We start from the raw sequence: 25,168 nt of genomic DNA, 5'->3' as shown, positions 1-25,168 counted from the left end.
CTGGAAGTGGGAGGCTGGAAGTTTTTGGGGTGTGAAAAGGAATAGCGTTTTATTTTTTTTAGATATAAGCAGGAAGAAGCTTAAGAAATTGATACAACCAAATAAAGAATAAAAAAGAAAACCCTGATCATATCAATCAGGGTTATAATGTATTTCAAAAGAGTTCTATTTCTTAGAATGACTGCAAGTACTTCCAGCTTCCAGCCTTTCACTTTCAGCCTTTCAACTCCTCTATCTATCTTCCAGCCAGGTAAAGAAACTATGAGTCTTTTCTTTATTAATAAGAAGTTTTTCAGGTGTTTCAACAGTAAGTTTCACCAGTATTTTACGTTGAAAATAATGTTCCATCTCTTTAATAGCTTTGAAATTAACCAAATATTGTCTGTTAACCCTGAAGAATTGTTTATCAGAGACCTGTTCCGCAACTTGTCCCAAAGGCTGACTAAGGGAAAACTGCTCTTTGCCGAAGGTTACCAGATGGGTTATTTCATTATGGATATAAAAATAGGCAATGTCTTCCGTAGGAATCGTTGTATATTTTTGATTTTTAAATACCAGAAAATTACTCTTCCCGGCAGAAGCAGGCTGGTTGATTTTTTGTATCAACAGTTCCAGGTCAGGAAGGTCATTCTTCTGAAAGAATTTTTTTAATTCGTCAACCTTTCTCAGAGCTTCAGCAATATCTTCTTTAGAAAATGGTTTTAAAACATAATCAACGCCTTTACTCTTAAAAGCATCCAGCATATACTGATCAAAGGCTGTACAGAAAACCACCGGGCATGTAATGTCCACTGATTTGAAAATCTCAAATGAAAGTCCGTCCGAAAGCTGGATGTCCATAAAAATGAGATCGGGTTTCACGTCTTTCAAGCCTTCAATACTTGTTTCGATACTGTCGTAAATCCCCAGTATCTTAGAATCCGGTTTTAAATCTGAAATTAAATTCTGAAGGGATTTTGCAGCCCTGAATTCGTCTTCAATAATGATGATATTCATGAATTAATGGTAGTTTTATCTGAAAGTTTTTTTCGTCTGAGTTAATCGTAATTTCCTTTTCCAGTAAGTGTTTGTAACGCATTTTAATATTATCAAGTCCCACTCCCAGAGAATCTTCAGTATTCATCTTTCGCTGTATAGGATTCTCAATCACAATTTGATCATCAGCGGTATATATTTTAATGTGCAGAGGTTTACTTTGCGAAACAATATTGTGCTTGATGCAGTTCTCTACCAAAAGCTGAAGCGTAAAAGGAGGAATAAGGGTTGGGTCAGTTTCTTTTACGAGATCGTTGGTAAACTTAATTCCTTCACCAAAACGTGCTTTTTGAAGAAAAAGATAAGCGTCTACTATTTTCATTTCTTCCTGAACACTGATCAGGTCCAGTTTTCTGCTTTCAAGTGTAAATCGGTAAAAATCAGAAAGTTTTACAATGAAGTCAACCGTTTCTTCGTCATGTGTTTCTGCCATTAATTTTAATGTATTCAAACTGTTGAAAAGAAAATGCGGGTTGATCTGTTGTTTTAATAATTCATACTGAGCTCCTAAATTGTCACTTTTTACCTTCTCCAGTTCAAGCTGTATCTGCTGGCCTGTATAGTTATTCTGAAGCAGTGTCAAAAACATATAACATACCAGATTGATTAAAATTCCTCTTACTTCAACCATTAGCATTACCGGGCCGAAATTGATATGAGATAAAATAAGCTGCTGAATCCAGGCAAGTCCAAACATAATTATCATCCCGAAAGCCAGTACGACCATCAATCTTGAGTAGGAAATCTGCTGTCTCCGTTTTGCGGTACGATTTAACATATAAATGTTGGCATACCACATGATGATGGAAAATGCTGCGGTAATAGCTGAGTTGACTATCGCTTCTTTCCAGTTGAATTCATGAGAAGCAAGCTGAGGAACAGAAGATAAAATACCCAGAAAAATAGAACTTATCCAGATAATGGCTTGTGAAATTTTTATTTTTTGCTGTTGCATGAAATCTGCTGATTTGAAAAGGTTAAATTAATGCTTTTTATTGAAAATATTATGATAAATAGTGAGGGACATCTGTTATGGTCTGCTAACAGGACGGTAGCTCATGAAGTACTTTATTCTTTCTTCTTTATCAGGAGAACTGCTTTCTGTAAGATCATCTTTAACGGCATAAGAAATATTTCCCGACTGATCGGTCTGAACTGTTTCGATACTTACCAATTCACCTGTGATGGTACCGCCAATATATTGAGGGTTGTCGTGATATTTCCAGGTCACCAGTTTCATAACAGCACCAACTTCCGGTGTCTGGCTTTCTTTCGATAAAGATTCCAAAGCTTTTTCATTGCCGTATAAAGCGGACATCGTTTCTTTCTTAGGATTCAAAGAATTGGAGATAAATTTTAAATTTCCCGGGTCAAAAACAATTCTCGAAAGCCCATTATCTTTATCGTTATTTTCTTTGCTGCAAGAGGTAAGAGCAACAAGGCTCACCAGTAAAATCAGGATGGTATTTTTCATTTTTTTTGTAAATTTTGGATTAATCTTTGTGTATTTACTTTCATCGGAACATCAAAAAGATAGCCTGTTTTTTCTGCGAGCTGTCTGTGGCAGGCGAGGCATGATTCTTTAGCAAAAGATGCAGTTTTTCCTGTAGGATGAAGATCATCTCCGGAGAATTTTGCAAACCCCCAGCCTTCAGTATCTTTATATTGATGGGAATCTTTTACCATAAACTGAGCATTGATAAATTTTCCAGGTCTGATTTCCCCGTTAGAAAGTTCTTCCTGTTTCCATACGGATTTTACGACAATACTTCCGTCTGGCCATGGATGAAAGTTTTCTGTTTCTACAGCTTTTACAGCAATATCATTTCCGTAGATGACACGGATGGATTTGTCAAACAGCGTACTCATACTGATCACTTTCCAGTTTTTAAAATCAGGAGTGTACTGAACTCCATTGGGTGAAACCGGAAAATTTGTGGGAGCTGAAACAAAGGTAGTGGAAGAGGGTTGAGGTTTATTCTTATGTTGTGCTGCCGGATTTACTGAAGATAATGAAAGTGTATATTTTTTAATGATTTCAATATCTTTTGGGGTAATCTTAGCAGATGGATGCAGAAGAGTGTATTCATGAAGAGGCATTTTTCCGCTTTGCATCATATTAAGAATTGCATACATATTTCCCTGATGTTCAGCAGGAGATAGTTTTTCCCATTCTGAAAAATTCAGGACTTCCCGGGCTCTCCTGATGTCTTTATTCACAGCCCAGGAAACAGGGGCAATTTTATCATACCAGCTGAGGTTTTGCTGATTGGAATGACAACTAAAGCATGAGTTTTCAAGAATACTGATCACTTCCCTTGGTGCTTCAATTTTTCCTGTAACAGGTTTTCCTTCCAGGGGGTTGCTGAATAGCTGCAACCCTCCGAAGATTCCTAGTATAGCCAGAAATACGATAGCAATGGGATTTCTTTTTTTCTTTACGGTATCCATAATGAGTATTGTTTTTATTTCTGGATCAAAAGTAAATGGATGGTATATGCCGCGAAACGGAAAACAGGCTTAACCGGACAAATCAAAAGGTGAATACAGAATTTTAAGTCCCGAAAATATACAAGAAAAATCCCGGTAATTATGTTACCAGGATTTGATTAAATCTATTATTTATAAAGTAATACCGCCGTCTATCACAATTTCGGTTCCGGTGACGTAACTTGAAATCTGATCATCTGACAAATAGGTAACCAGTTTGGCAACTTCTTCAGCGGCTCCCATTTTCTTCAATGGAATCTGGTCTATGAGATGATTTTGAATATTTTTTAAAGTTTCTTCATCAAGACCGGCTTTGCTCATAATCTCGGTTTTTATAGGACCGGGGCTTATCATATTCACCCTGATTTTTCTTGGAGCTAATTCTGCCGCTGCCGTTTTTGCAATCGAGTTCAATGCGGCTTTACTTGCCTGATACGCTGAACTGTTGGGTTTATAAGTAGAAGCCACAATAGATGATAAAAATATGACAGAAGCGCCGTCATTCAATAAAGGAATGAATTTGCTTAATGTAAAATATGCACCCCTGAAATTGATGTTCATCACCTGATCAAAATTTTCGACATCCATATTCTCAATTGGAGTCAGGCTTCCTGTAATTCCTGCGTTAATAAACAGGATATCTATTTTCCCGAACTGTTTCTCTACTTCTTCCTTTAAAAGATCAATATCATTAAGGTTTGCCTGATCTGCGATGAAAGGGATGGCTCCAAGTTCCTGAGCGGCTTTTTCTACAGCTTCCTTTCGTCTTCCTGTGATAATAACCGTTGCTCCTTCTGAAATAAGTTCTTTTGCGGCAGCGAATCCTATTCCGCTGTTTCCTCCTGTTACGATAGCCAGTTTATTGCTTAATTTTTTCATTGTAAAATTTTTGACAAAGTTATTTCAAAATGGTATACTTTTGTAATCAGTATCACAGAGTATACCAGTATCATTCATGATATCACTTAACTTTGCAGCTATGGAAAGAGATCAGACAGAAGAACTTAGAGCTTTACAGGATACCCTTTATTTTATCGGAGGGAAATGGCGAATTCCTGTGATCAATTCACTTTGTAACGGGAACAGACGTTTCAGGGAAATTGAAAGGAGTATTCCCGGAATTACCACCAGAATGCTTTCAAAAGAACTGAAAGATATGGAAATGAATAAACTGTTAAAACGTACCGTTTACCCGGAAACTCCCGTTTTAATAGAATATGAACCCACAGCATACTGCAGAACCTTTGGAAATATCATCCAGGAAATGATCAATTGGGGCAGAGAGCATAGGAGAGTGATTGTGGAGGATAGGTAGGTGAGATGGCAGATATTAGGTTGCAGGTGATAGGTTGTAGGGATTAGGGATTAAGGAGTTGCCGATGTTTACCTTGATGAGTAAGTACGTGTTTATTATTCCCCTCCTTCGGAGGGGTGGCGAAAATTCAAAGAATTTTTGACGGGGTGGTTTTAAATTGCGAATAGTAATAATCCTTCCACAAAAAAAAGCCCCTTTAAAAAAAGGAGCTTTTTATCTATATCAAAACGAAAAATTAGATTCCGTCAATAATTTCATTTAAAACTGTACTAGGTCTCATTGCTGCATATGTTTTATACGTATCAGTTTTGTAGTATCCTTCAATGTTCTGAGGTTTACCCTGAGCACCTATTAATTCTGCATTGATTACCTCTTCGTTTTCCTGCATTACCTGTGCAACAGGAGCAAACTTAGCTGCCAATTCAGCATCAGCAGTCTGGTTAGCCAACGCTTCAGCCCAGTACATTGCTAAATAGAAGTGAGAACCTCTGTTGTCGATCTGACCTACTTTTCTTGCAGGAGATTTATCTGTAGCTAAGAACTTAGCATTAGCTTCATCCAATGCATCAGCTAAAACCTGAGATTTTGTATTTCCCTGAGTTTGTGCCAGGTGCTCTAAAGAAGCCTGAAGTGCTAAGAATTCACCTAGAGAATCCCATCTTAAGTATCCTTCTTCTAAGAATTGCTCAACGTGTTTCGGAGCAGAACCTCCGGCGCCTGTTTCAAATAAACCACCACCGTTCATCAATGGAACGATAGAAAGCATTTTTGCAGAAGTACCAAGCTCAAGGATAGGGAAAAGGTCAGTTAAATAATCTCTTAATACGTTTCCGGAAACAGAAATAGTGTCTTTACCTTCTCTTGCTCTCTTCAGCGTTTCAGTCATGGCATCTTTTACATCAAGAATTCTGATGTCAAGACCTGTTGTATCATGATCAGCAAGATATTTCTCTACTTTTTTGATGATTTCTCTATCGTGAGCTCTTCCTTTGTCTAACCAGAAGATAGCCGGAGTATCAGATAATCTTGATCTGTTTACCGCTAATTTTACCCAGTCCTGGATAGGAGCATCTTTTGTCTGACACATTCTGAAGATATCATCTTTTTCTACTTTTTGAGAAAGAAGAACGTTTCCAGCTTCATCCTGAACTTCTACAGTTCCGTCAGCAGTTAATTGGAAAGTTTTATCGTGAGAACCATATTCTTCAGCTTTTTGAGCCATTAAACCTACGTTTGGAACAGATCCCATTGTTGTAGGGTCTAATTTTCCGTGCGCTTTCATATCGTCAATTACAGACTGATAGAAACCAGCGTAAGAACGGTCCGGAATGATACACACTGTATCTTCTTCGTTTCCTTCTTTGTTCCACATTTTACCTCCGCCTCTTACAAGAGCAGCCATAGAGGCATCAACAATGATATCAGAAGGTACGTGGAAATTCGTAATTCCTTTGTCAGAATTTACCATTGCCACTCTAGGTCCTGCAGCAAGAGCTTTTTCAATATCAGCTTTGATATCAGCTTCCTGAGCATTTCCTTTGATTTTATCAAAAAGATCAGCAAGACCGTTATTTGGATTGATGTCTAAAGACTTGAAAGTCTCAGCATATTTAATAAATACTTCTTTGAAGAACGTCTCAACGATAGCCCCGAAAATGATAGGATCAGAGATTTTCATCATCGTAGCTTTAAGGTGGGCAGAAAGAAGTACATTTTTTTTCTTAGCTTCCTCAATCGCTTCCTGAACAAATGCCTTTAATGCATTTAAGTTCATTACAGAAGAATCAATTACTTCACCAGCCTGAAGACCTGCAAAATCTTTTAATACAGACTCAGAACCGTCGTTTCCTTTGAATACGATTTTGTATTTTGTAGCGTTTTCTAATGTTGTAGAAGTTTCTGTACCGTAGAAATCACCATTGTTCATGTGAGCTACGTCAGTTTTGCTGTCAGATGCCCAGTCACCCATTCTGTGAGGGTTTGCTTTTGCATAGTTTTTAACAGCTTTTGGAGCACGTCTGTCAGAGTTTCCTTCTCTTAATACGGGGTTTACAGCACTTCCTAATACTTTAGCATATTTAGCTTTGATTGCTTTTTCATCATCATTTTTAGGTTCTGCAGGATAGTTTGGAACGGCGAAACCTTTACCTTGTAGTTCAGCGATTGCTGCATCCAGTTGAGGTACAGAAGCAGAAATGTTAGGTAGCTTAATGATATTAGCGTCAGGTTGAGTTGCCAGTTGGCCTAGTTCAGCCAAAGCATCACCTATTTTCTGGTCGTCTTTTAAAAACTCAGGGAAGTTGGCAAGAATTCTTCCTGACAAAGAAATATCCGGAACCGAGATTTCGATATCTGCTGATTTTGTGAAAGCTTTTACAATGGGTAAAAACGAGTGAGTAGCAAGCATTGGAGCTTCATCAGTAAGTGTGTAATAGATTTTTGATTTTTCTGACATTATACTGTTATTTTTTATTTGAAATTTTAAGTCCCACAAATTTAGTAAATATCATTGTTTTATTTAGGATATTTCCATAAAAAAGTGGCTTTTATATCTTTAATTTTATATCTGTGCAATTGTATTGCTTCCGGATGTGCTGCCATTAATTCTAAAAATAATTCTATTATTTCAGGTATTGAACTTTTGCAGTCTGAAGCTTAATTTTTTTAGGAGCGCAGGTGTGTAAGTAATTTTGTTTGAAAACCGATGAGCAGGTGAAAAAGTTTTATTTTCACTTTAAGATTAATTTAACCATAATAAGTCGGGAAAAATTTTCTTTTTTGATTAAATTTGAAAAACTAAAAAAATAAAATTATGTCCACGACAATCACTTTAAAAGGAAACGAAGTACACACAATAGGAGCATTACCATCTGTAGGAACCACAGTAAAAGATTTTGCATTGGTAGATTCAGGGTTAGCGGTAAAAACGCTTGAAACTTTTGCAGGAAAGAAAAAAGTATTCAATATTTTCCCAAGTATTGATACGCCTACTTGTGCTGCTTCTTCAAGAAAATTCAATGAAGAGGCTTCAAAACTTGACAATACAGTAATCATCAATGTTTCAAAAGACCTTCCATTCGCTTTAGGAAGATTCTGTGCCGCTGAAGGGTTGAATAATGTTGAAACACTTTCAGATTTCAGAAGCAGCTTTGGAGATGATTATGAAGTGACAATCGCAGATTCTCCTTTGAAAGGGTTATTGAGTCGTGCCGTGATCGTTACAGACGAAAACAACAAAGTAGTATATACGGAACAGGTTCCGGAAATTGCTGACGAACCTAATTACGATGCAGCTCTTGCAGCATTGAAATAATAGAAATAATTTTTGTAGAAAAGCCTTGTGAATGTAATTTTTGCAAGGCTTTTTTTGAATGTAAAATCTAATCAACAACACCAAATGATGCAAGACCATTACAAGAAATACGGAGAACTTTTTCAGGTAGATTCAGATCATTTTAAAGAATTCTACGCTTTACTTCATGATACAGTACTTTTAAAATCTGACTTTTTTCTGAAGCAGGGAGAAAAATGCAAATATCTGGGCTTTATCAAAAAAGGAACCATCAGGTCTTTCTATATCAATGATCAGGGACGTGAAATCAATTTTGGATTCTATTTTGAAAATGAATTTTTTACCGATTATGAAAGCATACTTTGTGATACAGTCTCCAATATGAATATTCAGGCGCTGGAAAACTGTGAAATATTATTGTTGAGTAAAGATCATCTGCAGAATCTATATAAAAAAGAAGCCTATTGGCAGCAGTTTGGGAGAATGATGAGTGAAAAGATTTATCTGGATGCCAAGAAACGGATCGACGACCTGCTGTGTTTTTCCCCTGAAAACAGATACCTTAATCTTGTAAAAAAACAACCTGCTCTTTTTCAGAAAATCGCTCAGAAATATATTGCCAGTTACCTTGGTATAACAGAACAGTCACTCAGCCGTATAAGAAGCCGTATTGTAAATTAACTTAAGTTAACTTCCACCGACATTTTATACCGTAGCTTTACCATTATCAAATTTTAACACAATCATTATGGAACAAAAAGATTTAACCATTATTTTGGTACACGGAGCATGGGGAGACGGATCACACTGGCAATACGTGATTCCTTCGTTGACAAAAGCAGGATATAAAGTAAGAAGTGTTCAGAACCCATTAACGTCGCTGCAGGATGATATTAATAAGACAAAAGACCTTATTGATGCCCAGGAAGGGAAAGTGCTTTTAGTTGGACATTCTTATGGAGGAGCCGTTATTTCAGGAGCCGGGCACCATGATAAAGTAGCCGGATTGGTTTATATTGCTGCTTTTGCACCTGATGCCGGAGATAGTTTGGGATCTCTGTTAGGAAGAAGAGAATCACCGGGTGGAGCAAGCATTTATCCTGATAACAAAGGTTTTTTATGGATTAAATACAATGAATTTAAATCTGCTTTCTGCCAGGATTTAGATGATGAAAAAGCACTGGTTATGTCATTATCGCAAAAACCTATTCATGGTCAGTGTTTTGGTGATGTTGCGGGCGAACCGGCATGGAAAACACGCCCAAGTTGGTATCAGATCTCATTGCAGGACCGTATGATCCCTGCAGAAACTGAAAAAGAAATGGCAGAGCGTCTTGAACCTAAAAAAATAATCTCTCTGGATGCAGGACATGCTTCATTGGCATCACATCCTGAAGAAGTTACCCAGTTGATTTTAGAAGCGGCAGCTTCCATTTAATACAAGATACAATACAATAATTTATTAAGCCTTGTGAAATTTTATGTAATTTCACAAGGCTTTTTTTAATGAAAAACTAGTGCAAAATGGTAAAAAGAATTGTAGCCAATATCAAAACGGATGATCTTTCCAAAGCCAATCAGTTTTATCAGGATATTCTGGAACTGGATGTTCTGATGGATCATGGCTGGATTAAAACATTGGGAAACGATGAAGAAGCAAAAATTCAGATCAGTTTTGCCGAACAGGGAGGAAACAATACAGAAGTTCCCGATCTTTCCATTGAAGTAGATAATGTAGATGAAATCTATGACAAAATGAAAAATGCCGGTTTTGAAATTACTTATCATCTAACCGATGAAGACTGGGGAGTCCGCAGATTTTTCGTTAAAGATCCATTTCAGAAAATGATCAATATCTTGTCTCACCAATAAAAACATACAATGAAAGCAGAACGTATTATTCCTATACTAAGAATCTTTGACTATCAGAAAACAAAAGAATTTTATGTAGACTGGCTGGGATTCGTGATCGTCTGGGAACATTATTTTGATGAAAATACTCCCGTTTATATGGAAGTGAAAAGAGAAAATATCATTTTCCATTTAAGTGAACATCACGGAGATGGAACGCCCGGAACAAGGATTGCGGTCTGGGGTGAAGGCGTTCCGGAATATCATAAAGAACTTATTGACAAAAAATATAAATATAACCGTCCCGGACTTGAAAAAACGTTTTACGGATCCGTATCGTTTACTGTAATTGACCCTTTTGGAAATAAAATTACCTTTGAAGAAGAATATGATGAAGCAAAACATAAAGATCTGAAACTGTATTCTCACGATTAATAAAGCAATGTTTTCAAATATACATCAGGAGTTTGCAGTTCCGGAAGAACTTAGGGATACCATTAAATGTTTTTGGTATAACAGAAGAGACTATGGTGAACAACAGTCTGGATTTACGGTGATGCCGGATGGTTATGCCGAGATCATCTTTCATTTTGGAAGTGGATGCAGTATTACCCATCAGGGAATTTTACAGGATTTACCTTCTCCGTTCATTATGGGACTGCTCAATCAGCCTGCTCTTTTTCATGCTCAAAACCAACTGGAAATTATCGGGATCAGGTGTTTTCCATGGGCTGTTTTTGATTTGTTGGGACTGTCATCAGAAAAAACTGAAAACGGAGTCCATACATTTGAACATCCCGTTGTACAGCTTCAAACTATATTGAATGATCTCATCAATCAGAGGAAAATAGAGGAAGCTGTCTCTCAGGTAGAACAATATTTTCTGAAATTACATTCACAGATTACAATAGACAGTCTGCTCTTCAAAGCAGGTGCTGCCATGAGAAAAAATAATGGAGCGATCCCTGTCAATCAGGTGGCAAATTCAGCCCATACAACAGTCCGTACGCTGGAAAGAAAATTTAAGCAGTCTTCCGGTCATACCGTAAAGGATATATCCGGAATTATGCGTTTTGAACAGATAAGAAACCGTTTGTGGCACGCTCCGGAAGCTTCAATTGCTGCACTCGCACAGGAATTTGGATATACAGACCAATCACATTTAAGCAGAGAATTTAAACGGTACAGTGGTATAACACCTGCTGCTTTGGCACGGGAAGCCAGAAAAAGAAAACAAATCTTAAGCAATGATTTTGTCGCATTTGTACAAGCGTGATACCATTGCATTCCGGAATTTTGTACTATAATAAATACATTAAAAATTATGGTACTGAATCATAAAAAAGCAGCAATTATTGGCGCTGGGCCTGTAGGTTTAACCATGGCCGTTTTATTACAGCAAAAAGGTGTTGAAGTAAAAGTCTATGAAAGAGATGTCAATGCACAGACAAGAGTTTGGGGCGGCACATTGGATCTTCATAAAGAATCAGGACAGAAAGCTATGAAAAAGGCTGGATTGTTGGATAAATATTATGAGATGGCGCTGCCTATGGGAATCAAAGTTTCTGATGAACACTGCAATATACTTTTTACGAAAGAAATCACCCCTGAAAATCAATATGACAACCCGGAAATCAACAGAAATCATTTAAGAGAAATATTATTGGATAGTCTGGCAGATGATACGGTAATCTGGGATATGAACTTTACAGGAATGGAAGAAAATAACGGCAAATGGTTGCTTCACTTTAAAGACAAACCCGATGTAACTGCCAATCTTGTCATCGGTGCCAACGGTGGAATGTCCAGAGTAAGAAAATATGTGACAGATACGGAAGTGGAAGAAACCGGAACTTTTATTATCCAGGGAGATGTCCCTCAGCCTGAAAAAACTTGTCCTGAATTTTTCGAATGGTGTGACGGAAAAAGACCAATGGCTGCTTTTGAAGGCAATTTATTGGTAGCTAATCCTTTTAATAATGGAGCTTTGACTTATGGAGTCATATTCAAAAAGCCCGAAGAATGGAAAGATGGCTGTACCCTGGACTTTCAGAATACAGAACAGGTTCGTCAGTTTCTCGCCAAAAGATTCTCTGCATGGAATGAACTGTACCAGCAGTTATTCCTATCAACCTCCTTTTTTGTAGGGCTGCCAACAAGGAAGATCCCATTAGACCAACCCTGGAAAGACAACCGCTCTTTGCCTGTAACACTTATTGGTGATGCTGCTCATCTGATGCCGCCTTTTGCAGGACAGGGAGTAAATAGCGGGCTGATGGATGCTTTAATTTTATCAGAATATCTAATAGAAGGAAACTATCAAAGCATAGAGGAAGCTATTGATGCTTACGAACAAAAAATGTTTATCTACGCTAAAGAAGCACAGGAGGAATCCAGTAAAAATGAACTGGAAATGCGTGATCCCGGTTTTTCTTTTACAAGCCTTATCCAATAATTGTAATAGTAGAATTAATGATCCGGATCATTAAATAATAAGGGGAATAAAACTTAACTTTACATTTTTAAAAATATAATGAAACGTTCCGGAACAGCAGATTTACCTCTTCACTATGGCAAAGTACCGTCATGGCTGTATGAACGTATGTCTGTGCTGGGACTTTCCATTATTGAAGTCATTCTCATGGATTACGGTAAAGATGAGGTATTGCGTCGATTGGCAGATCCTTTCTGGTTTCAGAGTTTTGGAGCGGTAATGGGAATGGACTGGCATTCTTCAGGCATTACCACTTCTGTCATGGGAGCGCTGAAACGTTCCATTAATCCCAATTCGCAATCGCTGGGACTTTATATCTGTGGTGGAAAAGGAAAGCTTTCCAGAGAAACGCCTTCAGAGTTAATCAGAATTGCAGATAAAACCGGACTTAACGGAACAGATTTGGTAAGAGCCAGCAAACTTTCTGCGAAAGTAGATAATACGGCCATTCAGGATGGGTATCAGTTGTATTTGCACAATTTCATTCTTTCAGATAACGGAAACTGGAGTGTTATTCAGCAGGGAATGCATGAATCGGATGGAACAGCAAGACGATATCACTGGCATTCCGAAAACATCACTTCATTTGTAGAGCAGCCTCACACAGGAATCAACGGAATTTCAAGAGGAAAGATTCTTAACCTTACCGATACTGAAGCTGCAGAGAATAGAAAAGGAATTTTAGATATTTCCCATACCGATTCCGCAGAAGTGATGAAAGATTTTGCAAGATTGATTCTTCCTGCCCATCATGACGTTCAGGCTTCCGATGTGGATCTGAAACGCCTGGGAGCTCTTTTATATGTTACCCGGGAACAGCAGCCACAGAATTTTGAAGATTTGCTGCTGCTGGAAGGAGTAGGACCAAGAACCATGCAGTCATTGGCTTTGGTAAGTGAAGTAATTCATGGGGCACCGTCAAGATTTGCCGATCCGGCAAGGTTTTCCTTTGCTCATGGGGGTAAAGACGGACATCCTTTCCCTGTGCCTGTCAATACCTATGATGAAAGTATCAGCATTCTCAGAAGAGGAATAGAAAAGTCCAAACTGGGAAATTCTGATAAGCTAAACTCTTTAAATAAACTTCACCAGATCGTTGCCGAAGCAGAAAAGGACTTCACTCCGGATTTTGATATCCAGCAGGTCATTGAAGAAGAAAGACAAAACTCCTGGCGCTTTGGCGGAAAAACCGTATTTGGAGATGCTCAGAAACCCAGCACTCCAAAATCCATACAACTTTCTCTATTTTAAAAAATATCTCCTGTAAAAAATCTACAATTACTATCATCGGCAAATAGTTATTCCCATCCTTTGGAGGGGTGGCAAAAATTCAAAGAATTTTTGCCGGGGTGGTAAAATAGTATTTTTTAAATAGTTGTTTAAAAAATATCAGTCTGTAAATCTCTTTCATTTCAGTGTAGTATGTGTCATTTTATAAAAGTGCTGAGTTCTTTGTTTAATGTTTTTTGCTCTTAATTCAATTAAAAATTTTACTTTTAAAGACTTAAAAAATTGACACCAATGACCAATAAGGCTTTAGAAACCTGCTATGATTTTCCCTTCTTCTTCCCTGAAGAGCTTGCTGAAATATTTCAGGCTCATGAAAAAACATCTTTCCAGAAAGGTGATTTCATTCTTGAAGAAGGAAAAACAGCCAATGAATATTATATTCTTGAAAACGGATTGGCGCGTTCCTATGTTAATGATTTCAACGGAAATGAAGTAACCACTCATTTTTTCGTAGAGAATGAAGTGATTATTGAAGTTTTGTCAATGTTTCAGCGAGTTCCGTCTCAGGAAAATATCGTTTGTATTACAGATTGTGAATGCTGGAGGCTGGATTATGATACGTTTCAGGAATTGTTCCATAAAATCCCAAATCTCAGGGAATGGGGAAGATCATGGATGTCTCAGGAGCTTTTTGCCTACAAACAGCGGTCCGTAGAAATGTTCACGCTCTCAGCAACCAGAAGATACCTTAATCTGCTGGAACAAAAATCTAAAGTCATACAATTTGCGCCATTGAAGCAGATTGCTTCCTATCTGGGAGTTACAGACACCTCCTTAAGCCGTATTCGTAAAGAAATAGTTTCCCATCCTAAGAAAAATTAAATCTTGCCTTATGACAAGTTGATTTTCATTGCACCTTGGTAATTTTGGATTACAAATTAACACTAAAATTACAAAAAATGAAAGTCAATCAAATTTATGTGAACCTTCCTGTAAAAGATGTACAGAAAACAAAAGAATTCTGGACCAAGGTAGGTTTTTCGATTAATGAACAATTCTCTGATGATAAAGCAACCTGTGTTGTGTTGAATGATACCATCTATGTGATGTTTCTGCAGGAGGATTATTTCATGACCTTCACCAATAAACCTGTTGCCAAAGAGAATACCAGTCAGGTTCTTGTAGCAGTAGGGCTGAACAGCCGTGAAGAAGTAGATAAAGTAGTGAATACCGCTGTAGACAATGGAGCGTGGCAGCATGAAGAACCTCAGGATTACGGATGGATGTATCAGAATTCTTTCTGGGATCTGGACGGGCACGGCTGGAATATCACTTTTGCCGATCTATCTCAAATGCCAACAGAATAATTAAATCCAAATAAAAATTAAATCTTGTCCTATGACAAGCACATTCTTACCGTATCCTGGTAATTTTGAACTACAATCACCACTAAAATTTACAAAATGAATATTAATGATATTTACGTCAATTTACCCGTAAAAGACGTACAAAAAACCAGAGAATTCTGGACAGATCTTGGCTTTTCTATCAATGAACAGTTTTCAAACGATAAGGCAATATGTGTAGTAATGAAGAAAGATCATATTTACACGATGTTTCTGAAAGAGGAATTTTTCCAAACCTTTACCAACAGGCCTTTTGCTAAAGGAGATACCACACAGGTACTTCTTGCCATTGGGGTGAACAGCCGGGAAGAAGTAGATCAAATGGTAAAAACAGCCATTGGAAACGGAGGCTCAAAATATGGTGAGCCTGTAGATTACGGATGGATGTATCAAAGCAGTTTTGCTGATATCAATGGCCATCAGTGGGAAGTAATGCATGGAGATGTATCTCAGATGCCTGCAGAATAACATTATCATTCACTTATTAATTAAATACATATCTAATGGAAGCAATATCAAACGATATAGAATTAATAAAGAATCAGGTTGTAAGCAACTATCAGGTGATTTCTTTGAATATTGACAGCATTACCCATGAAGAATCTATGATTTTTCCTAATGGTGAAGCCAATTGTATGAATTGGATTCTGGGGCATTTAATCCATATCAGAAATCCATTTCTAAATATTCTAGGCGAAGAATCCGTTTGGGACAGTGAAAAGTTTTCCTGCTATAACAGAGGGGAAATTCCTTTGGAACGGAAAGATGAATTGGTCCGCTTTGAAGATTTAAAATCCTATTTGAAACAATCTCAGGAAAGGCTGGAAACAAAACTCGGTACTCTTACGAGCTTTAAACCTGAAATGGTTAATGATATTTCAACGCTAAGCCTTCATGAGATTTACCACAGCGGACAACTGGGTTATCTCCGCAGAATTTTAGGAAAACCGGGCGCTATAAAATAAATTCCTTGCTTTGCTCGGAATGACAAATGAACTGTCAAATTTTTCCATGCTATTTTTAGAAGTGTACAACTTTATCGAAGATAAAATCTTCGCGCCTTAAAAACACACAGCTTATAGAAACCTTGTGCCTTTGCGTTTATCCGACCCTTTACCCTTTAATTTCTAACTTCTAATCTCTAATTAAAATGGACACACCAAAATCAAAAAAAATGGAACTCGTTATTCCGGCTTACAGAATGCATTCCCAAAGCTTTATGAATGTTTTGGACGGCATTTCGGAAGAAGACGCGTTGAAAAGAATTGAAAATAAAACCAACCATATTGTATGGATGGCAGGAAATTTTGTTAACATGCGCTATGGCTTAGGCTGGGTGCTTGGAATACAGGAAGAAGACCCTTACAGTGGCTTGTTTTTCCAGGGAAAAGCACTGGATGAAAGCTTTAAATATCCAACTTTAACTGAATTAAAAGAAAACTTTCATAAAATTTCTGCTAAAGTATACCAAGGACTTTATGAAGTAACTGATGAAGAACTGGATGAGATATTTGAAATAGGAATGAATATTCCGTTTATTAAAGAGACAAAACTCAATTTTGTCGGAATGTGTATCGGCCGTGAAGATTATCTCTGCGGGCAGATAGGCCTGATGCGCAGAATTCTGGGTTATCCCGGAATGAAGTATGATGTGGACGAAAATCTTAAATATTAATCATGAATCCGGTAGAAAAAGGCTATAAAAAAGTCAATGGAATCCAATTATATTACGAAATCTATGGATCCGGAAAACCCCTGGTTTTAATCCATGGCGGAGGTTCTTCTATTCTGTATGATTTTAAAGAAGTCATTGCCAGACTGGAAGACAAGTTCCAGCTCATAGGGATCGATCTGCAAAACCACGGACGCAGTGAACACCGCGATATTCCTGAAACATTTGAACAGGATGCTGACGATGTTGCCGGACTTTTAGCAGAATTAAACATTGGAAAAGCTTCCTTCTGGGGATTCAGCAATGGTGGAAGTACGGTAATGCAGATTGGTCACCGCCATCCCGGAATTGTAGAAAAACTGGTCGTTGCCTCAGCATTTTATAAAAGAAACGGAATGATAGACGGCTTTTTTGAAGGAATGCAGGAAGCAACTTTTGAATCGATGCCGGAACCTTTTAAAATTAATTTTTTAAATCTCAATCCTGATTTTTCAAAACTGGAAAACCTTTTTGAGAAAGACTGCAAAAGGATGCAGACGTTTAAAGACTGGGATGATGAGGTGCTGGCTTCCATACAATCACCTACATTATTCATCAGCGGTGATCAGGATGTGATGAAACCGGAGCATGCTGCAGCGATGTGGCGTCTGGTGAAAGGCTCCCGGTTAATGATACTTCCCGCAACTCATGGTGTTTATATGATGCCTGACTTTGACGGAAGTATTGATGTAAACTTAATAAACTTTACCGTAAGAGAAGTAGAAAAATTTATAAACCATTAAGAATTTTGAAAAATAGGAAATGGAGCTCAGTGAATTGTAATGATTTAACAATCAAGCTGTATTTACTATTCATACTCAATTAATTATTCCTTAATGGATCAACAATAGAACCTTATATTTTATAATAATAACTTTAAAATTAAAAATCATGGCTAAATTAAATCCGTATCTGAATTTTGATGGAACAGCTGAAGAAGCGTTCAATTTTTACAAAACTGTTTTCGGGGGTGAATTCGTCGGAGGAATTCATAAAATGGGAAATGCTCCCGGTACAGAAAACCTTTCAGAAGAAGAAAAAAACAGGGTAATGCACATTGCTTTGCCTATTGGAGGTGACCTCTTAATGGCATCAGATATTGTTCCGGGTTTTGGGCAGACTCTGACCGTAGGAAACAATAATTATGTTTCTGTTTTCCCGGATTCCAGAAATGAAGCCGACAGAATCTTTAAAGAACTTTCTGATGGCGGAAATGTAGAAATGCCGATTGAAGATCAGTTTTGGGGAGACTATTTCGGATGCTTTCAGGATAAATATGGTGTTCATTGGATGGTGAACTATAATGATGAATACGCAAAATAATCTTATATTTAACTAATGATAAAAAGGGGTGTGGCTGTCTCGTAAGTGTCATTCTGAATGAAATGGAATGTAATGAAGAATCTCAAGTACTTGTTTATCAGCAAGATTCTTCCTTTGTCAGAATGACGAAAAACAAATTATTTGACTTTTGAGACAGCTATAACTCTTTACTTAAACTATAAAAAAATTAGAACTATGGATCCAATTAAAATAGACATTACAATTTTAGCACCCGTTGAAAAAGTCTGGAATTATTTCAATGAGCCAAAGCATATTACAAAATGGAATTTTGCCCATGAAAGCTGGCAGTGTCCTAGTTCTGAAAATGACCTGAAGGTAGGAGGCAGATTCAAAAACAGAATGGAAGCTAAAGACAAAAGTTTCGGATTTGATTTTGAAGGCGTTTATGACGAAATTATCCCCCATGAGGTGATCAAATATCATATGGAGGACGGACGGAAAGTAGAAGTTGTTTTCGATAAAATAGATGAAAATACAACGAAAGTTATTGAAATTTTCGATCCGGAAAAACAAAATTCTGTGGAAATGCAACGAGATGGCTGGTATGCTATTCTTAATAATTTCCACAAGTATGTTGAGAATCATTAACAATATTTTTTGTAGCCATGATCAATTTAGTTATCATGTCCAAGAGTTTAAATTCCATTTATGCTTTTAATTATGACCCTAAAGAAGAATTTCTTCATGGGGTTATTGCAATACCTGCAAGAAGAGCCTTAGAAAAAGAAAAAATAAATTCTTTGGAAAAACTTTCAGATTATTCCGAGAAAGAAATTATGCAGCTTCATGGTTTCGGGAAAAATACGATGGTAAAGCTGAAGAATTTTATGAAAGAAAATCAGGTATGCTTTAAAGAAGCATAGAAAGTATAACCAGACATATCTAAGATGTCTTGCAGATAAAGTGAAGCAGCTTCCTTTAAATGTAAAGACATAAGATTTCTTTTGCTGTAAAATTTCAGCAGGTAAAAACTATCCCTAAGAAAAAAGTAAAACAATATAAATCAATCCATTTAAATATAAAATTATGAATAACGATATTTTCCCATGTCTCTGGTATGACGGAGATGCCAAACAGTCTGCCGAATTTTATTGTAAAGTTTTTGGGGGTGAGATTACAGCAGATACACCTGTAGTGATGAATATTGATTTGTTCGGACAAAGATTGATGCTTCTGAATGGCGGTCCGCAATTCAAAAAAAATCCTTCCATATCTTTCATGGTAATTTGTGAAACAGAAGATGAGGTACAAAAATACTGGGATCAACTGCTGGATGGCGGAATGGCTTTGATGGAGCTGGGATCTTACTCATGGAGTCCAAAATACGGTTGGGTTCAGGATAAATATGGAGTAACATGGCAGTTGTTTTTGGGTGAAAAAGCAAGTGAGCAGAAAATAATTCCTACCTTAATGTTTATTCATCAAAACAATGGAAAAGCAAAAGAGGCAATGGAACTTTATACCAAAACGTTTCCCAACTCAAGCATAGGAAACATATTGACCTATGGAGCAGGAAGTGAAGGGCACGACATCCCGGAACCAGCAGAAAATGTTCAGCATGCTCATTTTATAATAGACAATTACAACGTATTCTGCATGGATAATTCTTACGATCACCAGTTTGATTTCAATGAAGGAATATCATTGGTGGTAATGACGGACAACCAGCAGCAGACCGATAACTACTGGAACACTCTGACAGCAGATGGTGGCAGAGAAAGTATGTGTGGCTGGCTGAAAGATAAATATGGGTTGAGCTGGCAGATAGTGCCTAAAAGACTTATTCAGCTAATGAATGATTCTGATCAGGAAAAAGCTTATAAAGTAGTTCAGGCTATGATGAAAATGCAGAAAATTATCATCCAGGATTTGGAGGATGCTTATCATTCTTAATCTATTTCGGCGTATTGTTTGATGTGATTTAGAGAAAAGATTTGCATATGAAAACACAGAACAAATCAGAATCTAAGTCAAAAGTCCCTAAAGAAGGGCTGTTTCCGGAAATTATCCGGAACGATTATCAGGGAAGTCGGAAACTGCTTGGAAAAAAAGCGGTAATCTCAGGAGGAGACAGTGGCATAGGACAGGCTGTAGCCGTTCATTTTGCCAGAGAAGGAGCGGATGTTGCTATCATCTATAAAGAAAGTGACTATGATGCCAGAGAAACCAAAAAACTGGTTGAAAAAGAAGGACAGAAATGCCTTCTTATAAAAGGCGATCTTACCCGGAAAACATTCAGGACCAAGTGTGCAGACAAGATTAAAAAAGAGTGGAAGAAACTTGATATTCTTGTGAATAATGCAGGAATTCATACTTCCAAAAGCAGCCTGGAAAAAATCTCTGATGAGCAGATTCAGGAAACATTTGATACCAATATCATTTCTATGATTTCTTTCACCAGAAATTTTCTTCCACTGATTGGAAAAGGAGGAAGAATCATCTGCACAACCTCTGTCACAGCATACCGTGGAAGCGATCATTTATTGGATTATGCTGCTACAAAAGGAGCAGTGTTGTCTTTTATCCGTTCACTGGCGGATAATCTTGCCGAAAAAGGAATTCTGGTGAATGGAATTGCACCCGGACCTATATGGACTCCGCTGGTGAAAGAAGCTTTTGATGATCTTTCCAGATTTGGAAAAGATACTCCGCTGAAGCGTGCGGGGCAGCCGTCGGAAGTAGCTCCTGCTTATGTTTTTTTAGCTTCTAAAGATGCAAGCTATATCACAGGAGAAATCATTCACATCAATGGAGGTGATTTTGTCGGAGGATAGAATGAGAAGTTAGGAAGTTAGAAATTGTAGTTTAATACACTCTTACTTTAAAACCTTCAATTCCAACCCAATCACTTGCCACCCATTATCTACAACCAAATACCTAAAATAAAATGGAACGATTATCATATGAAATAGAAATCAATGCCGAACCTGAAAAAGTATGGAGCGTCCTGTGGGCAGATATTACATACAGGCAATGGACAACGGCATTTACAGAAGGTTCTTTCTATGAAGGAACACTTGAAGAGAACAATATTGTTAAATTTCTTGACCCAAAAAACAATGGAATGTACAGCAGGGTAGAAAAAGTTATTCCCAACGAAGAAATAAAATTTCTGCACCTGGGAGAAATTTATGACGGTATTGAAGTTCCTCAGGACTGGGGAGAAGCAACGGAAGCTTATTTTCTTGAAGAAAACGAAGAAGGAACTCTGCTGAAAGCAGAAATACAGACTCCTCCCGAATTTAAAGACTTTTTTGAAGAGAAATTTCCAAAAGCGATGAACATCGTTAAACACCTTTCAGAAAATCAGCTTTAAACACATCAGGTTGAAACAGACCTGATATTGAAAGTAATTCATAACCAAATCACTGTAAAAATATAAAAAATGGAAACTTTATCATATGAAACAGTAATTGATGCTCCTCTACAGAAAGTATGGGACATTCTTTGGAATCCTGAAACGTATAGTGAATGGACCCGGTTTTTCGGTGCAGGATCTGTCATGAAATCCGATTGGAAGGTAGGCGGAAAGACCTATTTTCTTAATGCTGAAGGAGAAGGAATGGTTTCAACCATAGACAGCCTGGAGGAACCCAATCAGATTGTTTTTAAACATCTGGGAATGGTAGATAAAAATGGAGTAGAGGACACCCAAAGCAAAGAAGTAATGGAATGGAACGGAAGCTTTGAAAAATATTTTTTAATAGACTTTGGTGGGAAAACAAAACTTCATGCTGAAGTTCAGGTTGAAAAACAATGGGAGGATCACATGAACACTGGCTTTACAAAAGGTCTGATGGTCGTGAAAAGCCTTGCAGAAGGAGTAAGTCTTGATTCAGTGTAATGAAGTTCAAAGTTTAAAGTTCAAGGTTTAGAATTTAAAGTTTGAAATTGTTGATTATCTAATCATAGTCTCAAATCTTTTACCTTCATGCCTAATCCCTAATCCCTAATCCCTAATTACTGCTACCTATCCCCTAAAAAATGAAACTACTCGTAATACTTTTTACAACATTTATTCTGGCTTTGCTGGGAACTTTTTTATTTCAGGGAAAACCGGATTTTATATTTTCAGGAAACCTGGGAATGGCTGTTTTCATTCTGTTTACAGGCTTTTCACATTTTAAATTTCAGAAAGGGATGGCCATGATGATTCCGGAGTTTATTCCTGCCAGAATGTTTTGGGTATATTGTACAGGAGTCCTTGAAATTGCAGCGGGAATCGGGCTTATGATTCCGGCAATTCGTGAAATTACCGCAATTTTACTGATCATTTTTTATGTATTGGTTTTTGTTGCCAATATCAATTCTTCCAGGAAAAGGATTAATATTTTTAAAGCAGATTACACCGGCCCGGGAATGAAGTACCTTTATACTCAAAGAATTCCCATGCAGATTATTTTAATTGTCTGGACATGGTATTTCGGAATTTATTTACACTAGATAAAAAAGACAGTCACTAAGGCTGTTTTTTTCATATAATTGATATTTTTTTTAATTAATTGATAAAAGAGTGTAACGTTTTGTGGGTATCATATGTCTTATTATATAATGCATTTGTTTTCTATTGTTTTAAAAATGAGTGCTTTCTGATAACTTGAACCTTAAAAACAGAAGTTATGAACCTAAATCACAACATTTTCGGTACAGCCCTTGTTGTACTATCTACCATTATGATCAACGCACAGAGCTCTACTGCCAAACTGCCGGGAGATCCTACCTTACCGTCTTCCAAAGGCAATCTTGAGAAACTTATTTCTTATGACAAAGGAAACTTTAAATACAAAGTGGAAGACTATTTTGCAAGACCAAAAGCTTCAGCATTTAAAATTTCTCCTGACGGAAAATACCTTTCCTATAAAGAAAAAGATCAGGATAAAAAGAACCACGTTTATGTAAAAGACCTGAGTACAGGAAAAATTACTAAAGCCATCGTAGAAAAAGATGACCTGATCAGAGGGTACGGCTGGCTGAACAAAAAACGACTTTACTACACACAGGATAGAGGAGGAAATGAGAATATTCATTTGTATGCTACAGATGCAGATGGTGGAAATCAGAAGGATTTAACACCCTTTGACGGAGTAAAAGTACAGTCGATCATTCCTATCAAAGATACAGACTTTGTTGTGGTTACCATGAACAAAAACAATAAGCAGATTTTTGAACCTTTTAAAATCAATTACGTTACTGGAGAAATGACCCAGTTATATGAAAATAAAGATGTCAACAGTCCTATTGACGACTATATTTTTGATAAAGACGGGACTTTGAGAGGCTACAGCATTCTTGAAAACGGATTGACAACAAAGACTTATTACAAAGATCTGCAGACAGGAAAATTCAATCTGATCAAATCCGCAGACTGGTCTGATACCTTCAGTATTATAGAGTTTAATGAAAATTCTAAAAATAAAGATGAAGCGTATGTAGTGACGAATCTGGATAGTGATAAAGCCAGAATTGTACTGTATGATCTAAAGAAAAATGCAGTGATTAAAGAAATTTATTCTAATCCTGTATACGATGTAAGTTCTATAAGTACAGCCGGTAAAAACAGAAACTATGAACTGGATTTTATCAGCTATGAGGGAATCAAGGGAGAAACAGTTCCTGTAAGTAAATTTTATAAGGAAATAGATGACAAATTGAAGTCTCAGTTTGGAGACAAGGAATTCGGCATTGTTTCTTCCGATGACAATAATGATAAACTTCTGGTTGTTGTAGGAAGTGATAAGCTGTATGGAACCTATTACGAATATGATACAAAAACCAAACAGACCAAGCTTCTTTACAACCTGATGCCTCAGCTGAAGGAAGAAGATATGGCTGAAATGAGACCTATCGAATTTAAAAGCAGAGATGGATTGACTATCCATGGATATATCACACTGCCTAAAGCCGCGTTGGAAGGGAAAAAAGTTCCTTTGATTGTAAATCCTCATGGTGGTCCGCAGGGAATCAGAGACAGCTGGGGATTCAATCCTGAAACACAGCTTTTTGCAAGCAGAGGATATGCCACACTTCAGGTCAACTTCAGAATTTCCGGAGGATATGGGAAATCATTCCAGAAAGCTGGTTACAAACAGATTGGAAGAAAAGCGATGGATGATGTGGAAGATGGAGTAAAATATGCCATTGAACAAGGGTGGGTAGATAAAGATAAAGTAGCCATTTATGGAGGAAGCCATGGTGGATATGCCACTCTGATGGGGCTGATCAAAACTCCTGATCTCTATGCTTGTGGTGTAGATTACGTAGGGGTATCCAACATTTTTACCTTCTTTGCTTCCTTCCCGGAATATTGGAAACCCTATAAAGAAATGGTAAAACAAATCTGGTATGACCTTGACAATCCTGAAGAAGAGAAAATTGCTAAAGAAGTTTCACCTGTTTTCCAGATTGACAAGATCAAGAAACCTTTATTTGTAGTACAGGGAGCTAATGATCCAAGGGTAAATATCAATGAATCTGATCAGATTGTAAAAGCAATGCGTGCCAAAGGATTTGAAGTTCCTTATCTGGTAAAATATGATGAAGGACACGGATTTGGAAAAGAACCGAACAGAATAGAACTTTACAAATCAATGTTAGGATTCTTTGCGGAGAACTTTAATAAATAAACGATTAATGTAATAATAATGGAAACGGAAGGCTTGGGTCTTCCGTTTTTTTGTCATTACGAGCCAGACAAAAGAGTTTTATGGTAAAATTTGTTCTTGTACAGTTAGAATGAATTGCCAACTACTTTTGCTATTCAGAGCGAAATAGAGTGGAGCGTGGAATCCCAACTCACCATCCTAGCCCTGATAGCAGCGGTTACCCCACAGCATATGCGGGCATAAGCATGGAGCGAGGAGTATGAGCGGATAGCGGGAAACAGCTTCAGGAAAAAATATGAATAATAAGCAATGAATTTCCGAGACATCAACAGATGAAATAAAAGTCCGATGGATAAAAGAAAAACTGAAAATCCGGAAAAATATTTTAAATTTATTAA

General features: G+C 37.2%; 30 protein-coding genes. 24 read left to right on the top strand and 6 right to left on the bottom strand.

Translation table 11 applies throughout. The features are described from left to right. Positions 1–231: 231 nt before the first annotated feature. The 5 genes from CHRYMOREF3P_RS04915 to CHRYMOREF3P_RS04895 form a co-directional block, all read right to left on the bottom strand. Entirely contained in the window at positions 232–996 is a 765-nt protein-coding gene (locus CHRYMOREF3P_RS04915; RefSeq protein WP_077416472.1) for a LytR/AlgR family response regulator transcription factor, read from the bottom strand. After that, on the bottom strand, positions 977–1,990 hold the full coding sequence (locus tag CHRYMOREF3P_RS04910; protein ID WP_077416474.1) for a sensor histidine kinase: 1,014 nt from the start codon (positions 1,988–1,990) through the stop codon (positions 977–979). The genes CHRYMOREF3P_RS04915 and CHRYMOREF3P_RS04910 overlap by 20 nt, the downstream gene beginning before the upstream one ends. 75 nt (positions 1,991–2,065) lie before the next feature. Further along, entirely contained in the window at positions 2,066–2,509 is a 444-nt protein-coding gene (locus CHRYMOREF3P_RS04905) for a hypothetical protein (protein ID WP_180563993.1), read from the bottom strand. Continuing rightward, positions 2,506–3,486, bottom strand: coding sequence for a heme-binding domain-containing protein (locus CHRYMOREF3P_RS04900; RefSeq protein ID WP_180563992.1), 981 nt, complete (start codon positions 3,484–3,486; stop codon positions 2,506–2,508). Before CHRYMOREF3P_RS04900 ends, CHRYMOREF3P_RS04905 begins: the two co-directional genes overlap by 4 nt. A gap of 171 nt (positions 3,487–3,657) precedes the next feature. Next, positions 3,658–4,404, bottom strand: coding sequence for an SDR family oxidoreductase (locus tag CHRYMOREF3P_RS04895; protein WP_180563991.1), 747 nt, complete (start codon positions 4,402–4,404; stop codon positions 3,658–3,660). A 100-nt stretch (positions 4,405–4,504) separates the two neighbouring features. Here CHRYMOREF3P_RS04895 and CHRYMOREF3P_RS04890 point away from each other — a divergent pair, with 100 nt between their 5' ends. Next, positions 4,505–4,840, top strand: a complete 336-nt coding sequence (locus CHRYMOREF3P_RS04890; protein ID WP_180563990.1) for a winged helix-turn-helix transcriptional regulator — start codon at positions 4,505–4,507, stop codon at positions 4,838–4,840. A gap of 235 nt (positions 4,841–5,075) precedes the next feature. Here CHRYMOREF3P_RS04890 and CHRYMOREF3P_RS04885 read toward each other — a convergent pair whose 3' ends face one another. After that, entirely contained in the window at positions 5,076–7,295 is a 2,220-nt protein-coding gene (locus CHRYMOREF3P_RS04885; RefSeq protein WP_180563989.1) for an NADP-dependent isocitrate dehydrogenase, read from the bottom strand. Between the two features lie 357 nt (positions 7,296–7,652). On the opposite strand from CHRYMOREF3P_RS04885, the gene tpx reads away from it, so the two are divergent. The 23 genes from tpx (at position 7,653) to CHRYMOREF3P_RS04770 (ending at position 24,791) form a co-directional block, all read left to right on the top strand. Continuing rightward, a complete protein-coding gene (tpx, locus tag CHRYMOREF3P_RS04880; RefSeq protein WP_077416481.1) occupies positions 7,653–8,153 on the top strand; it encodes a thiol peroxidase in 501 nt (166 codons plus the stop codon). Positions 8,154–8,237: 84 nt separating this feature from the next. After that, a complete protein-coding gene (locus CHRYMOREF3P_RS04875) occupies positions 8,238–8,813 on the top strand; it encodes a Crp/Fnr family transcriptional regulator (protein WP_077416483.1) in 576 nt (191 codons plus the stop codon). 67 nt (positions 8,814–8,880) lie between these two features. Further along, complete coding sequence (locus tag CHRYMOREF3P_RS04870) at positions 8,881–9,570, top strand: alpha/beta hydrolase (protein ID WP_077416484.1); 690 nt, start codon at positions 8,881–8,883, stop codon at positions 9,568–9,570. An 86-nt stretch (positions 9,571–9,656) separates the two neighbouring features. Next, on the top strand, positions 9,657–10,004 hold the full coding sequence (locus tag CHRYMOREF3P_RS04865) for a VOC family protein (protein ID WP_180563988.1): 348 nt from the start codon (positions 9,657–9,659) through the stop codon (positions 10,002–10,004). 9 nt (positions 10,005–10,013) lie between these two features. Continuing rightward, positions 10,014–10,418, top strand: a complete 405-nt coding sequence (locus CHRYMOREF3P_RS04860; RefSeq protein WP_180563987.1) for a glyoxalase superfamily protein — start codon at positions 10,014–10,016, stop codon at positions 10,416–10,418. 7 nt (positions 10,419–10,425) lie between these two features. Then, positions 10,426–11,259, top strand: coding sequence for a helix-turn-helix domain-containing protein (locus tag CHRYMOREF3P_RS04855; protein WP_180563986.1), 834 nt, complete (start codon positions 10,426–10,428; stop codon positions 11,257–11,259). Positions 11,260–11,307: 48 nt separating this feature from the next. Then, positions 11,308–12,438, top strand: a complete 1,131-nt coding sequence (locus tag CHRYMOREF3P_RS04850; protein ID WP_180563985.1) for an FAD-dependent oxidoreductase — start codon at positions 11,308–11,310, stop codon at positions 12,436–12,438. Positions 12,439–12,516: 78 nt separating this feature from the next. Next, on the top strand, positions 12,517–13,728 hold the full coding sequence (locus tag CHRYMOREF3P_RS04845) for a DUF763 domain-containing protein (protein WP_180563984.1): 1,212 nt from the start codon (positions 12,517–12,519) through the stop codon (positions 13,726–13,728). A 270-nt stretch (positions 13,729–13,998) separates the two neighbouring features. Continuing rightward, a complete protein-coding gene (locus CHRYMOREF3P_RS04840) occupies positions 13,999–14,589 on the top strand; it encodes a Crp/Fnr family transcriptional regulator (protein WP_077416495.1) in 591 nt (196 codons plus the stop codon). Positions 14,590–14,666: 77 nt separating this feature from the next. Continuing rightward, positions 14,667–15,074: a VOC family protein gene (locus CHRYMOREF3P_RS04835; RefSeq protein WP_077416497.1), complete on the top strand. Its 408-nt coding sequence runs from the start codon at positions 14,667–14,669 to the stop codon at positions 15,072–15,074. 96 nt (positions 15,075–15,170) lie between these two features. After that, complete coding sequence (locus CHRYMOREF3P_RS04830; RefSeq protein WP_077416499.1) at positions 15,171–15,581, top strand: VOC family protein; 411 nt, start codon at positions 15,171–15,173, stop codon at positions 15,579–15,581. Between the two features lie 35 nt (positions 15,582–15,616). Continuing rightward, entirely contained in the window at positions 15,617–16,078 is a 462-nt protein-coding gene (locus tag CHRYMOREF3P_RS04825; RefSeq protein ID WP_180563983.1) for a hypothetical protein, read from the top strand. 209 nt (positions 16,079–16,287) lie between these two features. After that, positions 16,288–16,788: a DinB family protein gene (locus tag CHRYMOREF3P_RS04820; protein ID WP_232538969.1), complete on the top strand. Its 501-nt coding sequence runs from the start codon at positions 16,288–16,290 to the stop codon at positions 16,786–16,788. A gap of 2 nt (positions 16,789–16,790) precedes the next feature. Then, positions 16,791–17,567, top strand: a complete 777-nt coding sequence (locus CHRYMOREF3P_RS04815; protein WP_180563981.1) for an alpha/beta fold hydrolase — start codon at positions 16,791–16,793, stop codon at positions 17,565–17,567. Positions 17,568–17,715: 148 nt separating this feature from the next. Further along, positions 17,716–18,147, top strand: coding sequence for a VOC family protein (locus CHRYMOREF3P_RS04810; protein WP_077416506.1), 432 nt, complete (start codon positions 17,716–17,718; stop codon positions 18,145–18,147). A 195-nt stretch (positions 18,148–18,342) separates the two neighbouring features. Continuing rightward, on the top strand, positions 18,343–18,756 hold the full coding sequence (locus CHRYMOREF3P_RS04805) for an SRPBCC family protein (protein WP_047421660.1): 414 nt from the start codon (positions 18,343–18,345) through the stop codon (positions 18,754–18,756). Between the two features lie 35 nt (positions 18,757–18,791). Continuing rightward, positions 18,792–19,031: a hypothetical protein gene (locus tag CHRYMOREF3P_RS04800; protein WP_228408796.1), complete on the top strand. Its 240-nt coding sequence runs from the start codon at positions 18,792–18,794 to the stop codon at positions 19,029–19,031. A gap of 163 nt (positions 19,032–19,194) precedes the next feature. Then, complete coding sequence (locus CHRYMOREF3P_RS04795) at positions 19,195–20,061, top strand: VOC family protein (RefSeq protein WP_180563980.1); 867 nt, start codon at positions 19,195–19,197, stop codon at positions 20,059–20,061. 47 nt (positions 20,062–20,108) lie between these two features. Continuing rightward, positions 20,109–20,942 (top strand): SDR family oxidoreductase, encoded by an 834-nt coding sequence (locus CHRYMOREF3P_RS04790; protein WP_180563979.1) that lies wholly within the window; start codon positions 20,109–20,111, stop codon positions 20,940–20,942. A 113-nt stretch (positions 20,943–21,055) separates the two neighbouring features. Further along, the gene (locus CHRYMOREF3P_RS04785; RefSeq protein ID WP_077416511.1) at positions 21,056–21,484 is read left to right on the top strand and encodes an ATPase; all 429 of its coding nucleotides are present in this window, start codon (positions 21,056–21,058) and stop codon (positions 21,482–21,484) included. Positions 21,485–21,553: 69 nt separating this feature from the next. Next, a complete protein-coding gene (locus tag CHRYMOREF3P_RS04780; RefSeq protein ID WP_077416513.1) occupies positions 21,554–22,012 on the top strand; it encodes an SRPBCC family protein in 459 nt (152 codons plus the stop codon). A 140-nt stretch (positions 22,013–22,152) separates the two neighbouring features. Next, entirely contained in the window at positions 22,153–22,611 is a 459-nt protein-coding gene (locus CHRYMOREF3P_RS04775) for a DoxX family protein (RefSeq protein ID WP_077416514.1), read from the top strand. Positions 22,612–22,787: 176 nt separating this feature from the next. After that, positions 22,788–24,791 (top strand): S9 family peptidase, encoded by a 2,004-nt coding sequence (locus CHRYMOREF3P_RS04770; protein WP_077416516.1) that lies wholly within the window; start codon positions 22,788–22,790, stop codon positions 24,789–24,791. Positions 24,792–25,168: the final 377 nt, after the last annotated feature.

It is taken from the genome of Chryseobacterium sp. JV274, from assembly GCF_903969135.1.
Taxonomy (GTDB): domain Bacteria; phylum Bacteroidota; class Bacteroidia; order Flavobacteriales; family Weeksellaceae; genus Chryseobacterium.
The sequence above is the reverse complement of the archived record's forward strand: the minus strand, read 5'-3'. Positions and strand labels throughout refer to the sequence as shown.

Excerpts from the sequence above, each read along its gene's own strand:
- CHRYMOREF3P_RS04915 (WP_077416472.1), bottom strand. The coding sequence starts at position 996 with ATGAATATCATCATTATTGAAGACGAATTCAGGGCTGCAAAATCCCTT.
- CHRYMOREF3P_RS04910 (WP_077416474.1), bottom strand. The coding sequence starts at position 1,990 with ATGCAACAGCAAAAAATAAAAATTTCACAAGCCATTATCTGGATAAGT.
- CHRYMOREF3P_RS04905 (WP_180563993.1), bottom strand. The coding sequence starts at position 2,509 with ATGAAAAATACCATCCTGATTTTACTGGTGAGCCTTGTTGCTCTTACC.
- CHRYMOREF3P_RS04900 (WP_180563992.1), bottom strand. The coding sequence starts at position 3,486 with ATGGATACCGTAAAGAAAAAAAGAAATCCCATTGCTATCGTATTTCTG.
- CHRYMOREF3P_RS04895 (WP_180563991.1), bottom strand. The coding sequence starts at position 4,404 with ATGAAAAAATTAAGCAATAAACTGGCTATCGTAACAGGAGGAAACAGC.
- CHRYMOREF3P_RS04890 (WP_180563990.1), top strand. The coding sequence starts at position 4,505 with ATGGAAAGAGATCAGACAGAAGAACTTAGAGCTTTACAGGATACCCTT.
- CHRYMOREF3P_RS04885 (WP_180563989.1), bottom strand. The coding sequence starts at position 7,295 with ATGTCAGAAAAATCAAAAATCTATTACACACTTACTGATGAAGCTCCA.
- tpx (WP_077416481.1), top strand. The coding sequence starts at position 7,653 with ATGTCCACGACAATCACTTTAAAAGGAAACGAAGTACACACAATAGGA.
- CHRYMOREF3P_RS04875 (WP_077416483.1), top strand. The coding sequence starts at position 8,238 with ATGATGCAAGACCATTACAAGAAATACGGAGAACTTTTTCAGGTAGAT.
- CHRYMOREF3P_RS04870 (WP_077416484.1), top strand. The coding sequence starts at position 8,881 with ATGGAACAAAAAGATTTAACCATTATTTTGGTACACGGAGCATGGGGA.
- CHRYMOREF3P_RS04865 (WP_180563988.1), top strand. The coding sequence starts at position 9,657 with ATGGTAAAAAGAATTGTAGCCAATATCAAAACGGATGATCTTTCCAAA.
- CHRYMOREF3P_RS04860 (WP_180563987.1), top strand. The coding sequence starts at position 10,014 with ATGAAAGCAGAACGTATTATTCCTATACTAAGAATCTTTGACTATCAG.
- CHRYMOREF3P_RS04855 (WP_180563986.1), top strand. The coding sequence starts at position 10,426 with ATGTTTTCAAATATACATCAGGAGTTTGCAGTTCCGGAAGAACTTAGG.
- CHRYMOREF3P_RS04850 (WP_180563985.1), top strand. The coding sequence starts at position 11,308 with ATGGTACTGAATCATAAAAAAGCAGCAATTATTGGCGCTGGGCCTGTA.
- CHRYMOREF3P_RS04845 (WP_180563984.1), top strand. The coding sequence starts at position 12,517 with ATGAAACGTTCCGGAACAGCAGATTTACCTCTTCACTATGGCAAAGTA.
- CHRYMOREF3P_RS04840 (WP_077416495.1), top strand. The coding sequence starts at position 13,999 with ATGACCAATAAGGCTTTAGAAACCTGCTATGATTTTCCCTTCTTCTTC.
- CHRYMOREF3P_RS04835 (WP_077416497.1), top strand. The coding sequence starts at position 14,667 with ATGAAAGTCAATCAAATTTATGTGAACCTTCCTGTAAAAGATGTACAG.
- CHRYMOREF3P_RS04830 (WP_077416499.1), top strand. The coding sequence starts at position 15,171 with ATGAATATTAATGATATTTACGTCAATTTACCCGTAAAAGACGTACAA.
- CHRYMOREF3P_RS04825 (WP_180563983.1), top strand. The coding sequence starts at position 15,617 with ATGGAAGCAATATCAAACGATATAGAATTAATAAAGAATCAGGTTGTA.
- CHRYMOREF3P_RS04820 (WP_232538969.1), top strand. The coding sequence starts at position 16,288 with ATGGAACTCGTTATTCCGGCTTACAGAATGCATTCCCAAAGCTTTATG.
- CHRYMOREF3P_RS04815 (WP_180563981.1), top strand. The coding sequence starts at position 16,791 with ATGAATCCGGTAGAAAAAGGCTATAAAAAAGTCAATGGAATCCAATTA.
- CHRYMOREF3P_RS04810 (WP_077416506.1), top strand. The coding sequence starts at position 17,716 with ATGGCTAAATTAAATCCGTATCTGAATTTTGATGGAACAGCTGAAGAA.
- CHRYMOREF3P_RS04805 (WP_047421660.1), top strand. The coding sequence starts at position 18,343 with ATGGATCCAATTAAAATAGACATTACAATTTTAGCACCCGTTGAAAAA.
- CHRYMOREF3P_RS04800 (WP_228408796.1), top strand. The coding sequence starts at position 18,792 with ATGTCCAAGAGTTTAAATTCCATTTATGCTTTTAATTATGACCCTAAA.
- CHRYMOREF3P_RS04795 (WP_180563980.1), top strand. The coding sequence starts at position 19,195 with ATGAATAACGATATTTTCCCATGTCTCTGGTATGACGGAGATGCCAAA.
- CHRYMOREF3P_RS04790 (WP_180563979.1), top strand. The coding sequence starts at position 20,109 with ATGAAAACACAGAACAAATCAGAATCTAAGTCAAAAGTCCCTAAAGAA.
- CHRYMOREF3P_RS04785 (WP_077416511.1), top strand. The coding sequence starts at position 21,056 with ATGGAACGATTATCATATGAAATAGAAATCAATGCCGAACCTGAAAAA.
- CHRYMOREF3P_RS04780 (WP_077416513.1), top strand. The coding sequence starts at position 21,554 with ATGGAAACTTTATCATATGAAACAGTAATTGATGCTCCTCTACAGAAA.
- CHRYMOREF3P_RS04775 (WP_077416514.1), top strand. The coding sequence starts at position 22,153 with ATGAAACTACTCGTAATACTTTTTACAACATTTATTCTGGCTTTGCTG.
- CHRYMOREF3P_RS04770 (WP_077416516.1), top strand. The coding sequence starts at position 22,788 with ATGAACCTAAATCACAACATTTTCGGTACAGCCCTTGTTGTACTATCT.